This is a genomic window from Rhodobacteraceae bacterium D3-12 (assembly GCA_025916135.1).
In the GTDB taxonomy this organism is placed as follows: Bacteria; Pseudomonadota; Alphaproteobacteria; order Rhodobacterales; family Rhodobacteraceae; genus JAKGBX01.
Genome location: CP104793.1, coordinates 1,072,221 through 1,086,883, shown reverse-complemented (window position 1 = coordinate 1,086,883; position 14,663 = coordinate 1,072,221). Strand labels below are relative to the sequence as shown.

Genomic DNA, 14,663 nt, shown 5'->3' with positions numbered 1-14,663 from the left:
TGCTTTGGTGCAAAGGCTGCCTTCTACACCGCAAGCGCAGCCACCTTATGACTACGCGGCAAAGCCGATCACATCAGCCAACGCCCCCTTCCCTCCCCCGCAATCGCGCCTACAAACGCGCTGCACTCTGACCAAAGAGCCTCCCTATGCGCCGCAACCTGCCCTTCTTGATCTTTGCCGCCGCGATCCTCGTGGCGCTTGTCTCGCTCGGCAATTGGCAACTCCGGCGCATGGGGGAAAAGGCCGACTACCTCGCCGCGATCGAAGCCCGCCTCAGCGCGACCCCCGTGCCCGTACCGGCCACGCCCGCCCCCGAAACGGATCGCTTCCTCGCCGTAAGCGCCACCGGACAACTGACCGGCCCTGAGACGCATATCCTCGTCTCCACCCGCGACTTCGGCGCCGGGTTCCGCATCATTCAGGCGTTTGAAACGGACGGTCGCAAGATCCTCGTTGATCGCGGCTTCATCCCGACAAACCGCAAATCCACCCCCGCCCCGGCGCGCGAATGACCATCACCGGCAACCTCCACTGGCCCGATGAAACGGATGGCTACACGCCCGAAAAAGACCTCGCCGCCAATATCTGGTATGCCCGCGATGTGCCTGCCCTCGCCCAGCATCTCGGCACCGAACCCGTTCTGCTCATCGCCCGCGAAACCGCGCCCAAAGACACCTCCGTCGCGCCCTTGCCGGTGGACACATCCTCTATTCCCAACCGCCACTTGGAATACGTGCTCACCTGGTATGGCCTCGCGCTGACCTGGGTGGTAATGACCACCTACTTCCTGCGGCGTCGCCGCTCTGATGACGACAGCCAGAACAAAGGCAAAAGCGGATGAAATACATCTCGACACGGGGCACCGCACCAGTGCTCAGCTTTGAAGACGCCATGCTCACCGGGCTGGCGCGTGACGGTGGGCTCTACCTGCCCGAAACCATCCCCACGCTCAGCCGTGATGAGATCGCAGCGCTCGGCGGCCTCAGCTACCAAGAGACCGCCTTTCGCATCATGCGCCCCTATCTTGGCGACACGTTCAGCGATGATGAGTTCCGCACCATCATCGCCAAGGCTTATGAAGGGTTCAACCACGCCGCCTATGCGCCGCTCGTGCAACTCGCACCGGGCCACTTCCTGCTCGAACTGTTCCACGGGCCGACGCTGGCGTTCAAAGACTTCGCGATGCAGCTCATCGGCCAGCTGTTCCAAGCCGCGCTTGAACGCAACGGCAAACGCGTCACCATCGTCGGCGCGACCTCCGGCGATACCGGCTCTGCCGCGATCGAGGCGTTCCGCGGTCTCGACAATGTCGATGTGTTCATCCTCTACCCCCATGGCCGGGTCAGCGACGTGCAACGCCGCCAGATGACCACCCCCTCGGAAAGCAATGTCCACGCCCTCGCCGTCACCGGCGATTTTGACGATTGTCAGGCGCGCGTGAAAGACATGTTCAACCATTTTGAGTTCCGCGATGCCGTCGGGCTGGCAGGGGTGAACTCGATCAACTTCGCCCGCGTTCTGGCGCAGCTGGTCTATTACTTCTCCTCTGCCGTTTCGCTCGGCTCGCCCGACCGCAAGGTCAGCTTCACAGTGCCCACCGGCAATTTCGGCGACATCTTCGCCGGGTATCTGGCCAAGCGTATGGGCCTGCCGATCGACCGGCTGGTTGTGGCCACAAACCAGAACGACATCCTGCACCGCTGCCTCTCGACCTCGGATTACAAACCCGATGGCGTCACCCCGTCGATCAGCCCGTCGATGGACATTCAGGTCAGCTCGAATTTCGAACGCGCCCTGTTCGAGTCCTATGGCCGTGACGGATCCGCCGTGGCTCAGCTGATGGACGAGCTGAAACAAGGCGGCTTCTCGGTCAGCCAAGGCGCTTTGCAAGCCCTGCGCGAAAACTACGACTCCGGCCGCTGCTCCGAGGAAGAAACCTCCGCCACCATCGCGCACCTCAAGGACACAACCGGCGAATTGCTCTGCCCGCACTCCGCCGTTGGCGTCAAAGTCGCCGAAGAACAGCGCGACCCGGCCACGCCGATGATCACGCTCGCCACCGCCCATCCGGCGAAATTCCCCGATGCGGTCAAAGCGGCCACCGGCATTCACCCGCCGCTGCCCCCGCATATGGCCGACCTGTTTGACAGGGACGAACGTGTGACCCGCGTCGAAAACGACCTGACCGCCATCGAAACCCTGATCGAGGAGCGCAGAAAGCGTTGAGCCAGACCATCACCACCCTGCCCAACGGCTTTCGCATCGTCACCGAACATATGCCCGGCCTGCAATCGGCCTCGGTCGGCATCTGGGTCACCGCAGGTGGGCGCAACGAGCGTGTCGAGCAAAATGGCATCGCCCATTTCCTTGAACATATGGCGTTCAAAGGCACCACACGGCGCAGCGCCGTGCAAATCGCCGAAGCCATCGAAGACGTTGGCGGCTACGTCAACGCCTATACCAGCCGCGAGGCGACAGCCTATTACGCCCGCGTGCTGGGCGCGGATGTGGGCCTTGCGATTGACGTGATCGGTGACATCCTGCGCGACCCGCTGTTAGAGCCGGGCGAGATCGAGGTCGAACGCCACGTGATCCTGCAAGAGATCGGACAGGCGCTTGATACGCCCGACGATGTGATCTTTGACTGGCTGCAGGAACGCGCCTACCCCGATCAACCCATCGGGCGCACCATCCTCGGCCCGCCCGACCGGGTGCGCGGTTTTGATCAAAGCGACCTACGTGGCTTTATCGGGGAACACTATGGCGCCGACCGGATGATCCTCGCCGCTGCTGGCGCCGTTGATCACGCCGCAATCGTCAAACAGGCCGAGGCACTGTTTGGCGACATGGCCGCCTCTTCGGCCCCAAGCTTTACCGCCGCACGGTTTTCCGGCGGAGAGATCCGTCACGAGAAAACGCTGGAACAAGCCCACCTCGCTCTGGCCTTCGAAGCCCCCGACGTGCGCGACCCGGCGATCTATACCGCGCAAATCTATGCCAACGCCCTTGGCGGCGGCATGTCCTCGCGCCTGTTTCAGGAGGTGCGCGAAAAGCGCGGCCTCTGCTATACGATCTTTGCACAGGCCGGGGCCTATTCCGACACCGGCCTCATGACTGTCTATGCTGGCACCTCGGGCGAACAGGTCGGCGATCTTGCCGAGCTTACCATAGACGAGATGCGCCGCGCCGCCGATGACATGAGCATGGCCGAGCTTGACCGCGCCCGTGCGCAGATGAAAGCCGGGCTGCTGATGGGGCTGGAAAGCCCCTCGAACCGGGCCGAACGTCTGGCCCGCATGATCCAGCTCTGGGACCGCGTCCCCTCGATTGACGAGATCGTCGCGCGGATCGACGCGGTGACTCTGTCCGAGCTGCGCGATTTCGCCGGTCATATGGTCACCGGCGCAAGCGCGGCGCTCGCGCTCTATGGCCCGGTCGCCAGTGCGCCTACCCTCGAGGCGCTCAACGAAAGGCGCGCGGCGTGATACTGTCACGGGGCCGCAAGAAAATCCGGCTGGAAACCGACCGGCTGACCCTGCGCGCACCCCTGCATTCGGATTTCCACGCCTGGACCGGACTGCGCCGCGACAGTTGCGATTTCCTCCAACCTTGGGAACCGGCCTGGGCCGATGACCACCTGTCGCGCCGCGCCTTCACCAACCGCGTCTACTGGGCACAGCGTTCAATCTCGGCGGATACGGCGCTGCCGTTGTTTCTTGTGCGGCGTGATGATGCCACTCTGGTCGGGGCGATCACCCTCGACAACATCCGCCGCGGCCCGGCACAGGCCGGCACGCTGGGCTACTGGGTCGGACAGCCCTTCGCGCGGGCGGGCTATATGCGCGAAGCCATCGAAGCCGTGGTGCACCACGCCTTCCGCCACATGGACCTCAGCCGGATCGAGGCCGCCTGCCTCCCCGAAAACGCCGCCTCTCGCGGGTTGTTGGAGAAAACCGGCTTCAAATACGAAGGCGTCGCGCAGAGCTATCTCCAGATCGACGGGCGCTGGCGCACCCATGTGCTCTATGCCTCGCTGCGCAGCGATCGGCGCGGCCGCACGGATGTTGGCTGAAAATTGACCAGCCAAGCGTGGGCGGGGCAAGTTTGGAGGGCAAGGGTGGGGTGAAACCCCACCCTACGGCGTTTTATGCTATAGTTGGGGCCATGATACGTCTTGCCCTTCTCCTCACCCTGCTGCTGACCGGCATAAGCACAGGGTTTGGCATCAGCCCCGCCAATGCCCAGACCCGCACCGCGTCGCACTGTCTTGCCATTGCCGACGCGGCCCCCGGCCTCACCTTCCTCCACCGCGCCAGCTATCGCGATCCCCTGCCTGATCACACGGTGCGCATCAGCTACCTCGCCCATGCGTCCTTCCTGATCCAGTCACCCGGCGGCATTGCGGCGGTGACCGACTACACCGGCTTCATCGGCAAAACCGATCTGGTCCCCGACATCGTCACCATGAACCACGCCCACGGCACCCATTGGACCGCCGATCCTGATCCACGTATCCCCCATGTGCTCAAGGGCTGGGGCGAGACGTTTGGCCAAGGCATCTGGCACAGCCTGCAACACGGCGACATGGCCGTGCGCAACGTGCCGACCAATATTCGCTCAGGCATGGGTGGGGTCGAACCTTCCGGCAATTCGATCTTCATCTTCGAAGTCGCCGGACTTTGCATCGGGCATCTGGGGCACCTGCATCACGAACCAACGCCCGAACAATTCGCCGCACTTGGGCGGCTCGACGTGGTGATGGCGGCGGTCGATGGCGGCATGACCGTCGATCTGCCCACCATGATCGCCATTCTCAAACGGCTGAAATCCTCGGTGGTCATCCCGATGCACTGGTTCGAAGGCTGGACATTGCAAGCCTTCGTCACCGGCATGGCGGACGATTTTGCCGTGGTGGATACCGGCGCGACAAGCCTTACCGTTTCGCTGCGCAGCCTGCCGAACAAGCCGACGATCCATGTGCTTTACCCGCGCTTGCTGCGTGATGACGCCCCCTGACAAGCGGCAGCGCATTTGGGCAAAATTTCAGGATTTTCCGAGTATTTGCACCAAGTCCGAAACAGCGGCACCTGCACGCTCGACAGGGCGGTGCAACCTGTTACAAACGGGGCATGATATTGTCCCCTGCTGATCAAACCTTCGTCGAGCTTTTACGCCAGAACCTGCCTGAGGCGGCCCTACGCGAGGTCGAACCGCGCTACCTCGAAGAGCCGCGCGGCAAATGGCACGGACAGGCCGGCGTGGTCGTCGCCCCGGCCAATACTGCAGAAGTGGCCACAGCCATCAAATGCGCCGCCAAAGCCCACGTCGGCGTGGTGCCCTACGGCGGCGGCACCGGATTGGTCAGCGGACAGGTCATGGAAACCGGCCCCGCTCCGATGATCCTGTCGCTGGAGCGCATGACCCGGATGCGCGCGATCTATCCCGAAGAGAACGTCGCCATTGTCGACGCAGGCGCCATCTTGCAGGACATTCACACCAAAACCGAGGCGGAGGACCGGCTGTTCCCGCTGTCGATTGCGTCCAAAGGCTCGGCCCGGATCGGTGGCATGCTGGCCACCAATGCCGGCGGCGTCAACGTGCTGCGCTATGGCAATGCCCGCGACCTTTGTCTGGGGGTCGAGGCGGTGTTGCCGGATGGCTCGGTCTATGACGGGCTGACGCGGCTGCGCAAGGACAACACCGGCTATGATCTGCGCAACCTGCTGATCGGCTCCGAAGGCACATTGGGCGTCATCACCGGCGCCGCTCTCAAACTGGCGCCCTTGCCAGAGACCGCAGGCACTGCCCTTCTGAGCGTGGCAAACCCGCAAGCCGCGCTCAGCCTGCTGACCATGTTGCGCACGCGCGTCGGCGACGCGGTCAGCGCGTTTGAGCTGATCGACGGCGAAGGTTTTCGCTTCCTTGAGGAGGTGATCCCCGACCTGCGTCGCCCGTTTGACCCGGCCCCCGACTGGATGGTGCTGATCGAGCTCGGGATGTTCGGCGGCCAAGACCCCGAAGCCGCTCTGGCAAGCCTGTTTGAGACAGCCCTCGACGCCGGCTTGGTCAGCGATGGCGTCATCGCGCAATCGGGCAGCCAGCGCGACGCGCTCTGGGACATCCGCGAACGTCTCCCCGAGGCGAACCGCCTGATCGGGTCGATCTCGAGCCATGACGTCTCACTGCCGCTCAGCGAGGTTGCACCCTTCATCGAAACCACTCGCAAAGCCTTGACCGAATTGGGTGATTTCCGGGTGAACTGCTTTGGGCACCTTGGTGATGGCAACCTGCATTTCAACGTCTTTCCCGCCAAAGGTAAACGCCGCGATGACTATCCCGGCATGGCCGATCCGGTGCAACACCTCGTCCACGAGGCGGTGGCGGCGCGGGGCGGCTCCTTCTCGGCCGAACACGGTGTCGGGCGGCTGAAAGTGGGCGAGCTTGAGCGGTATGGCGATGCCACCGGGCTGGCCGCGATGCGCGGCATCAAAGCGGCGCTCGACCCGCTCGGGATCATGAACCCGGGCGCTGTTCTGCGGCAAAACTGAACCGGACGCGCAGGTTTTCCCGGCGCGGTTTACCTCCCGTTAACCATCCGTGCGCTAGATATGATTCTGCAAGAAGGCGGAGTCATGATGGCGAACGAGTTTCACTCTTCCACTCACCCCCAACTCCCACCCACCACGGAAGATGAGAAGCTGTCGTGGCTCCGTCTCTTGCGCTCCAAACGCGTTGGTATATCGACCTTCTTTCGCCTGCTTGGCGAACATGGCAGCGCGCGCGAAGCACTTGGCGCATTGCCCCATGTCGCGGCAGAGGCCGGGATCAGAGATTACACCGCCTGTTCAGAAGAAACCGCCATTGGTGAGCTGCGCGCCGGGGTCCGGCTCGGCGCCCGGCTGGTCGCCTTGGGCGAGGCGGACTACCCCATTGCACTTCATGATCTTGAGGATGCGCCGCCACTGCTCTGGATCAAGGGCAACGGCGATGCCCTGACGCGCGCGATGGTGGCCATCGTTGGGGCGCGCAATGCCTCATCCCTTGGCCTGCGCATGGCCAAATCACTGGCCCGCGATCTGTCGGAACGTGGCGTGGTGATCGTCTCAGGGTTGGCGCGGGGCATCGACACAGTCGCCCATAAAGCCAGCGCCGAGGCCGGCACCATCGCGGTGATGGCGGGCGGCGTTGACGTGGTCTATCCGCGCGAAAACGCGCAACTGGCGGAGGAGATCAGCACCGCTGGGTTGCTACTGTCCGAACAACCAATCGGGCTGTCCCCAATCGCGCGGCATTTCCCTCGCCGCAACCGTCTGATCTCGGGGCTTAGCACCGGCGTTGTGGTGATCCAAGCCGCCGCCAAATCAGGCTCGCTTATCACCGCCCGCAATGCGCTAGACCAAGGGCGCGAGGTGCTGGCCGTGCCCGGCCACCCGTTTGATGCCCGCGCCTCCGGGTGCAACATGCTGATCCGCGACGGCGCGCGGCTGGTGCGCAATGGCGACGATGTGATGGAAGCCCTCTCCCCCATCGCCCCGGATGCGCCCATGGCGCAATCCGAAATGCCACTCGCCTCACCAACCGAAGCGGCGCCCGCCCCGCCCCCACCCGAACAACGCAGTCTCAGGGAAACCGCCGCGCTGCATCAGATGATCCTCAACCGGCTCGGCCCCTCTCCCGTTGCCGAAGACCAACTGATCCGCGACCTCGGCAGCCCGGCCAATTCGGTGGCCCCCGTCTTGCTCGACCTTGAACTGCAAGGCCGCGTCGCACGTCAGGCCGGCGGATTATTAAGCCTTAGGGAAAGGAAATAACCACCGCCCAAACCGCCTGCTTGCCCTGCCCAGACAGCCAGCGTTTTATCCGCCGCAAGCCTCTGGCAAAACGGCAAAATAATGCTCGCAAAATTCGGCGGCGGTATACCAGGCATCGGTCGCCCCCAGCGCCCAATGCACCGCGACCCAGGTCTTGCCGACCTTCATCAAAAGCGCCTGCGACGTGCTGCCATCCATGTACTCCGGGTCAATCTGCCCACGGGCAAATCCCGGCGTCTTGCGCATATCAATCGGCGTCCCGCCCGGCCGCTGCGCCGTAACCGAAACAAACCCAACCGGGCGCGACAACCCCTGCCCCTCGGCCAGCCGCGCATCATGGACGACAAACTCCACCGGCATGCCCAGCATCCACTCCACCCGCGGGCGCAGCGCATCAAGCATCCCCTTGCGATCATAGCTGCCACGCTTCGGCTCGACATAATCCGCCTGCAAGGACGACGCCGCAAAAACGCAAATCAAAAAGACAAATCGCCACATCCTGAAATCCTTTCTATTCTGCCAAAAAATCCGCCTAAACGGCGGGGTTGCACCCAATCATAATGCAACCTTTATATAGAGCGCATTGACAATCCCCCCTCCGGCGACACATGTTCCGCCGCCAGATGGGCGCGGAAAAATGCGGTCGAGTCGAAAGGAATTTCATGCCAGTTGTCGTTGTCGAATCCCCCGCCAAGGCCAAGACCATCAATAAGTATCTCGGCAAGGATTATACCGTTCTGGCGTCTTATGGCCACGTCCGCGATCTTCCGGCCAAGAATGGATCGGTCGATACCGACAATGATTTCGAGATGACATGGGAGGTCGGCACCGACTCGCGCCCCCATATGAAAGCCATCGCCGACGCGCTGAAAGATGACCAGAACCTGATCCTCGCCACTGACCCCGACCGCGAGGGAGAGGCGATCAGCTGGCACTTGGAAGAAGCCCTGCGCAAACGCCGTGCTCTCAAGAAAGACAGCCAAGTCAGCCGCGTGGTGTTCAACGCCATCACCAAATCCGCCGTGACCGAAGCGATGAAAAACCCGCGCGAGATCGACCAACCGCTGGTTGACGCCTATCTCGCCCGCCGTGCGCTCGACTATCTCGTCGGCTTCAACCTCTCGCCCGTGCTCTGGCGCAAACTGCCCGGCGCGCGCAGCGCGGGCCGCGTGCAATCGGTCTGTCTGCGCCTGATTGTCGAGCGTGAGATGGAGATCGAAGCCTTCAACGCCCGCGAATACTGGAGCGTAAAAGCCCAGCTCGGCACGCCGCGTGGTCAGCAATACGAGGCCCGCCTCACCGTTCTGGCTGGCAAGAAGCTCGATAAATACGACATCGAGAACGCCACCCAAGCCGAAATGGCCGTGCAGGCCATCGAAAGCCGTGACCTCTCGGTCACCAGCGTCGAAGCCAAACCGGCGGCGCGCAACCCGTCGCCGCCCTTCATGACCTCGACCCTGCAACAAGAGGCCAGCCGCAAATTCGGCATGGGTGCGCGCCAATGCATGAGCACCGCCCAGCGCCTCTATGAGGCCGGCCACATCACCTATATGCGGACCGACGGGATCGACATGGCCCCCGAAGCCGTCAGCGCCGCCCGCGATGCGATCGCCGGTCGCTATGGCGCCGAATACGTGCCCGACAGCCCGCGTATTTACAAGAACAAGGCCAAGAACGCGCAAGAAGCCCACGAATGTATCCGCCCCACCAACATGGAGGCCGATGCCGCGTCCCTGAACCTGCGCGAAGACGATCAGCGCAAGCTCTATGACCTGATCTGGAAACGCACGCTCGCTTGTCAGATGGCAAGCGCCCGGCTCGAGCGGACCACCGTCGAAGTCGGCAGCAAAGACGGCCAAATCGGCCTGCGCGCCACCGGACAGGTCGTGTTGTTCGACGGCTTTCTTGCGGTCTATGAAGAAGGCCGCGACGATCAGGTGGTCGATGACGACGACAAGCGCCTGCCCCAGATCATGGAAGGCGACGCCGCCGACAAGAAAGGCGTCACGCCAGAGCAGCATTTCACCCAGCCGCCCCCCCGCTATACCGAGGCAACGCTGGTCAAACGCATGGAAGAGCTCGGCATTGGCCGCCCCTCGACCTACGCCAGCGTGATCACCACGATTCAAGACCGCGAATACGTTCGCAAGGACAAGAACCGCCTATTCCCCGAAGACAAGGGCCGGATCGTCACGATCTTTTTGCTGAACTTCTTCCGCAAATATGTCGGCTATGAATTTACCGCCAATCTCGAGGAAGAGCTTGATGACGTGAGCGCGGGCAACCGTGACTACAAGAACGTGCTCAAACGCTTCTGGCAGGATTTCAACGCTGCCATCGCCGAAACCTCTGAGCTGCGAATTTCCCAAGTGCTCGACGTGCTTGATGATGCGCTCTCCGATCAACTCTATCCGCCGCGCGAAGACGGCAGCGACCCGCGCGTCTGCCCGAAATGCGGCAACGGTCAGCTTCACCTCAAATCCTCGCGCACCGGCGGCTTCGTGGGCTGCGGCAACTACCCCGAATGCACCTATACCCGCCCCATCGCGGGCGAAGGGGCCGAGGGCGATGAACGCCTTCTGGGCGAGGATGCAGGCGACGAAATCTGGCTCAAGGCCGGGCGCTTCGGCCCCTACGTCCAACGCGGAGAGCCGACGCCAGAGAACAAGAAACCGCCACGCGCTTCCTGCCCAAAGGCTGGGACAAGGACGCGATGGACCTTGAAAAGGCGCTCACGCTGCTCTCCTTGCCGCGCCAGATCGGTGACCACCCCGAAGGCGGCGCAATCAGCACCAATTTCGGCCGTTTCGGCCCCTATGTGATGCATCAGCTCCCGGACGAGGCCAAGCCGGTCTATGCCAACCTCAAAGACCCCAACGACGTCTTTGAACTGGGCATGAACCGCGCGGTCGAGCTTCTGGCCGAGAAACGCGCCAATCCGGGCCGACGCGGAAGCCGTGCCGCCGCCAAACCGCTCAAAGAGCTGGGCGAACATCCCGAAAGCGGCGGTCCCGTTAACGTGATGGAGGGGCGCTATGGCCCCTATGTCAAATGGGACAAGGTCAACGCGACTCTGCCCAAAGACACCGAACCTGCGGATGTCACAATGGACATGGCCGTGGCCCTGATCGCCGAAAAGGCCTCTAAAAAGGGCACCGCCAAAAAATCGGCTAAAAAACCGGCCAAGAAACCGGCCAAGAAAACTGCGGCGAAAAAAGCGGCACCGCGCAAGACCGCGACCAAAAGTTAACAGCAGCGGCGCAAGATCGCCGTTACACGCGAGTGTGATTGGCCTTTTGCGCCGCGCCGAATATAGCTTTCGGGAAATAACCCCTTTCAGAGCACCCCCAGAGCCCCCCTCTGGCGCTCTCTCAGAACATCCCGGAGCAGACCCCATGTCGACCCCACCGTTTTCCCGCCGCGCTTTTCTTGCTACTGCTGGCTCTGCCACGCTTCTCCCTGCAAGTCTTCGCGCTCAAGAGAGCGATTTTGCGCGTAACAACATCTCCTCTTTCGTGATGCAGGACTGGCGCGAGCATTTCGACGACCTCGGCAAAGCCGCGATTGTCTGCGACACCGTCTCGCGGGCGCTGCATTACTGGTCGGCAACGGGCGACTACCGGGTCTATCCCACATCGGTTCCGAAAACCGACGAGCTGACAAAGCGCGGCTATACCAAGATCGTGCGCAAAAAGGTCGGCCCAAGCTGGACACCCACCGCCTCGCAAATGCAGCGTTTCCCCGATTGGAAACCCATCGGCCCCGGCCCCGAAAACCCGCTTGGCACCCATGCGATGTATCTCGACTGGCCCGCCTATATCATCCACGGCACCCATGACACCCGCAAGATCGGGCGGCGCTCCTCGGATGGCTGCATCGGCCTCTATAACGAGAAAATCGCCGAGCTGTTTGCGATCACCCCCATCGGCACTCAGGTGCGGGTTATCTAAGCACGCATCACGGTCCATCAGAATGCGCAGCCCGCAAATCGCATAGGTAGAAACGCCTAAGCGGTGCGCGCCATGTTGACTCCGCCTTTCCCCCGCGTCACATACGGGCGCAACCAAGGGCGCTTTCTCTGGGTTCTCCGGGATCTCCGGGCCGGACCGGTGCTGCGCCTGCATTTGCGAAACGCTTTAGGGAGTTCTCCATGAAAAAAGTGTATTCATCCGCCGCCGAAGCTCTCGATGGTATTCTGCGCGACGACATGCTCATCGCCGCCGGTGGGTTTGGCCTTTGCGGCATCCCCGAACTGCTGCTTGAGGCGATCAAGCAAAGCGGCGTCAAGGATCTGACATTTGCCTCCAACAACGCCGGGGTTGATGATTTCGGCATCGGCATCCTGCTCCAGACCAAGCAGGTGCGCAAAATGATCTCCTCCTATGTCGGTGAAAACGCCGAATTCATGCGCCAGTATCTCTCGGGCGAGCTTGAGCTTGAATTCAACCCCCAAGGGACGCTGGCCGAACGCATGCGCGCCGGCGGCGCGGGCATTCCGGGCTTTTATACCAAAACCGGCGTCGGCACCGTGATTGCCGAGGGCAAAGAGCACAAGGATTTCAATGGCGAGACCTATATCCTCGAAGAGGGTATCTTTGCCGATCTCGCCATCGTCAAAGCGTGGAAAGCCGACACCACCGGCAACGCGATCTTCCGCAAGTCCGCGCGCAACTTCAACCCGCCCGCCGCGATGTGTGGCAAGGTCTGCATCATGGAAGTCGAAGAAATCGTCCAACCCGGCGAACTTGATCCCGACAACATCCACCTGCCCGGCATCTACGTGCACCGCCTGATTCAGGGCGATCACGAAAAGCGGATTGAACAGCGCACCACCCGGCCTGCGGCCTAAAGGGGGCTGTGATGGACCGCGAAGACGCTCTCAAACGCCGCGCCGACCTGATCGAGGATCGCACGGCAGACTATATTCACCGGGCCAAGCGTATGGCGCTCGATGCTTTCGGCATCGACGCCTCCAGCGATCATTCCCTGATCGTTGCGCAACTGGCCACGGCCATGATCCAGCTTGAAGCGGCAGAATTGAACGCCGCCTCCCTGCGCCGGATCGCCAGAATCTAGACGAAAAAGGAGGCTGAGACATGCCCTGGGACCGCAATCAAATGGCCGCTCGCGCCGCACAGGAACTCGAAGACGGAATGTATGTGAACCTCGGCATCGGTATCCCGACGCTGGTGTCCAACCACATTCCCGAAGGTGTCGAAGTGACGCTGCAATCGGAAAACGGCATGCTCGGCATGGGCCCGTTCCCGGTTGAAGGCACCGAAGACGCCGATCTCATCAACGCCGGCAAACAGACCATCACCGAGCTGCCGCAAACCTCCTATTTCGACAGCGCGACCAGCTTTGGCATGATCCGTGGCGGCAAAATCGCCATGGCCATCCTCGGCGCGATGGAAGTTGCCGAAAACGGCGATCTCGCCAACTGGATGATTCCCGGCAAGCTGGTCAAAGGCATGGGCGGCGCGATGGACCTTGTCGCCGGTGTTGGCCGCGTGATCGTGGTCATGGATCACCAGAACAAACATGGTGACTCCAAAGTGCTCAAGGAATGCACCCTGCCCCTCACCGGGCAAGGCGTTGTTGACCTGATCATCACCGGCCTTGGCGTGCTCGAAGTCACCGACAAAGGGCTCAAGATCGTCGAACTCGCCCCCGATGTCAGCGAAGCAGACATGCGCGCCGCGACCGAGGCCACGATCATCTGATCACCGCGCCACGCACGGCCAAACGATCAAACAAGGCGCCCCCAGCGGGCGCCTTTTTTCATATGCGCAACACCCGGCGTCACGCGGCCACAGCCGGGCAAGAAATTGTTTCCTATTCCGCATCAAATTCATATTCTTGCCCAAATCTGTCTCTATCCGGGCAGCAATGAGCATGAGCAGCGCCAACACCACATCTTCCCGGCCCCGCCGGATGCGTGACCTCGCCCTTCTGGGCGGGCTTTTCGTGCTGGTGATCGGCGGGCTGATCAGCCTCGCCGCCGCCACCGGTTGGGAGGAAACAGCCGAACAGCTGGCCAAACTCGGCCCGGTGCAGATCGCCGTGCTGCTGGCGCTTTCCATCGCCAACTACGTGCTGCGCGGGCTGCGCTGGCATATCTTTGCGCGGCGCCTCGGCCTGCCGCTGGGCCTTGGGGCGAACCTGCGCCACTTCCTTGGCGGGTTTGCCATGTCCGTCACGCCGGGCCGTGTGGGCGAGCTGATCCGCATGCGCTGGATCGCCCGCGAAACCGGCTGGAGCTTTGAGCGCACTGCGCCCCTTGTGCTGATCGACCGCGCCTCTGACCTTGCGGCGATGGGGCTGATCCTCTGCATCGCATTGTCGCTGGCCGCTGGCGGCATCAAACTCGGCCTGCCCGTCGCGCTGCTGGCGCTGATCGGCGCGGTGATCGTCACCCGCCCCGCCCTTCTATCCGGCCTCGCCACGCGGTTCTACCGCGCCACGGGCCTCTTCCCGCGCCTGATGATCCGCATCAAACGCGCCGCCAATAGCCTGCGCGCCTTCTCCCATCCGCAAACGCTCGGCTTTGCCGCGCTGCTCGGCCTGATCGGCTGGCTCGCTGAAGGCTACGCTTTCCACCTGCTGCTGGGCTGGTTCGGGGCCGATATCGGTTTCTGGACGGCGGTGATGATCTTTGTCTTCTCAACCCTCGCAGGCGGCCTCACCGGCGCGCCCGGCGGCATCGGCGGGGCCGAAGCGGCCATGGTCGCCCTCCTCTATATGGAAGGGATCGGCCCCGAAATCGCCGTCCCCGCCACTGCCGTCATCCGCGTCACCACCCTGTGGTTCGCCATTCTCATAGGGCTCTGCGTGTTCCCCCACGCCGAAACC

General features: G+C 62.5%; 11 protein-coding genes and 3 pseudogenes. 13 read left to right on the top strand and 1 reads right to left on the bottom strand.

Annotated elements, in window-relative coordinates; translation table 11 throughout:
• Positions 1-146: 146 nt before the first annotated feature.
• The 7 genes and pseudogenes from N4R57_05425 to dprA all read left to right on the top strand — a co-directional run bounded on the left by N4R57_05425 (position 147) and on the right by dprA (position 7,811).
• A pseudogene (locus N4R57_05425) lies at positions 147-841 on the top strand (SURF1 family protein).
• Positions 838-2,226: a threonine synthase gene (gene thrC / locus N4R57_05420; protein UYV38511.1), complete on the top strand. Its 1,389-nt coding sequence runs from the start codon at positions 838-840 to the stop codon at positions 2,224-2,226. The pseudogene N4R57_05425 and the gene thrC overlap by 4 nt, the downstream one beginning before the upstream one ends.
• Positions 2,223-3,485, top strand: a complete 1,263-nt coding sequence (locus N4R57_05415; protein UYV38510.1) for an insulinase family protein — start codon at positions 2,223-2,225, stop codon at positions 3,483-3,485. Before thrC ends, N4R57_05415 begins: the two co-directional genes overlap by 4 nt.
• A gap of 2 nt (positions 3,486-3,487) precedes the next feature.
• Positions 3,488-4,072: a GNAT family N-acetyltransferase gene (locus N4R57_05410; protein ID UYV39512.1), complete on the top strand. Its 585-nt coding sequence runs from the start codon at positions 3,488-3,490 to the stop codon at positions 4,070-4,072.
• Between the two features lie 92 nt (positions 4,073-4,164).
• Positions 4,165-5,016: an MBL fold metallo-hydrolase gene (locus N4R57_05405; GenBank protein UYV38509.1), complete on the top strand. Its 852-nt coding sequence runs from the start codon at positions 4,165-4,167 to the stop codon at positions 5,014-5,016.
• 113 nt (positions 5,017-5,129) lie between these two features.
• Positions 5,130-6,548, top strand: a complete 1,419-nt coding sequence (locus N4R57_05400; GenBank protein ID UYV38508.1) for an FAD-binding oxidoreductase — start codon at positions 5,130-5,132, stop codon at positions 6,546-6,548.
• Between the two features lie 87 nt (positions 6,549-6,635).
• Positions 6,636-7,811 (top strand): DNA-processing protein DprA, encoded by a 1,176-nt coding sequence (dprA, locus tag N4R57_05395; GenBank protein UYV39511.1) that lies wholly within the window; start codon positions 6,636-6,638, stop codon positions 7,809-7,811.
• Positions 7,812-7,856: 45 nt separating this feature from the next.
• Here the strand turns inward: dprA and N4R57_05390 are convergent, their stop codons facing one another.
• Positions 7,857-8,309, bottom strand: coding sequence for a hypothetical protein (locus N4R57_05390; protein UYV38507.1), 453 nt, complete (start codon positions 8,307-8,309; stop codon positions 7,857-7,859).
• 164 nt (positions 8,310-8,473) lie between these two features.
• Here N4R57_05390 and topA point away from each other — a divergent pair.
• The 6 genes and pseudogenes from topA to N4R57_05360 all read left to right on the top strand — a co-directional run bounded on the left by topA (position 8,474) and on the right by N4R57_05360 (position 14,660).
• Positions 8,474-11,061, top strand: a pseudogene (gene topA, locus N4R57_05385) (type I DNA topoisomerase).
• A gap of 145 nt (positions 11,062-11,206) precedes the next feature.
• Positions 11,207-11,761 carry a L,D-transpeptidase gene (locus N4R57_05380; protein UYV38506.1) on the top strand — a complete coding sequence of 185 codons (555 nt, stop codon included), beginning with the start codon at positions 11,207-11,209 and terminating at the stop codon, positions 11,759-11,761.
• A gap of 200 nt (positions 11,762-11,961) precedes the next feature.
• Positions 11,962-12,660, top strand: coding sequence for a CoA transferase subunit A (locus N4R57_05375; GenBank protein UYV38505.1), 699 nt, complete (start codon positions 11,962-11,964; stop codon positions 12,658-12,660).
• Between the two features lie 11 nt (positions 12,661-12,671).
• Positions 12,672-12,887: a hypothetical protein gene (locus N4R57_05370; GenBank protein ID UYV38504.1), complete on the top strand. Its 216-nt coding sequence runs from the start codon at positions 12,672-12,674 to the stop codon at positions 12,885-12,887.
• Between the two features lie 20 nt (positions 12,888-12,907).
• Positions 12,908-13,534: a CoA transferase subunit B gene (locus N4R57_05365; protein ID UYV38503.1), complete on the top strand. Its 627-nt coding sequence runs from the start codon at positions 12,908-12,910 to the stop codon at positions 13,532-13,534.
• Between the two features lie 211 nt (positions 13,535-13,745).
• Positions 13,746-14,660, top strand: a pseudogene (locus N4R57_05360) (flippase-like domain-containing protein).
• The last annotated feature ends 3 nt before the right edge of the window (positions 14,661-14,663 follow it).

Coding starts and splice junctions, on each gene's coding strand:
- thrC (UYV38511.1), top strand. CDS start 838: ATGAAATACATCTCGACACGGGGCACCGCACCAGTGCTCAGCTTTGAA.
- N4R57_05405 (UYV38509.1), top strand. CDS start 4,165: ATGATACGTCTTGCCCTTCTCCTCACCCTGCTGCTGACCGGCATAAGC.
- N4R57_05400 (UYV38508.1), top strand. CDS start 5,130: ATGATATTGTCCCCTGCTGATCAAACCTTCGTCGAGCTTTTACGCCAG.
- dprA (UYV39511.1), top strand. CDS start 6,636: ATGGCGAACGAGTTTCACTCTTCCACTCACCCCCAACTCCCACCCACC.
- N4R57_05390 (UYV38507.1), bottom strand. CDS start 8,309: ATGTGGCGATTTGTCTTTTTGATTTGCGTTTTTGCGGCGTCGTCCTTG.
- N4R57_05380 (UYV38506.1), top strand. CDS start 11,207: ATGTCGACCCCACCGTTTTCCCGCCGCGCTTTTCTTGCTACTGCTGGC.
- N4R57_05375 (UYV38505.1), top strand. CDS start 11,962: ATGAAAAAAGTGTATTCATCCGCCGCCGAAGCTCTCGATGGTATTCTG.
- N4R57_05370 (UYV38504.1), top strand. CDS start 12,672: ATGGACCGCGAAGACGCTCTCAAACGCCGCGCCGACCTGATCGAGGAT.
- N4R57_05365 (UYV38503.1), top strand. CDS start 12,908: ATGCCCTGGGACCGCAATCAAATGGCCGCTCGCGCCGCACAGGAACTC.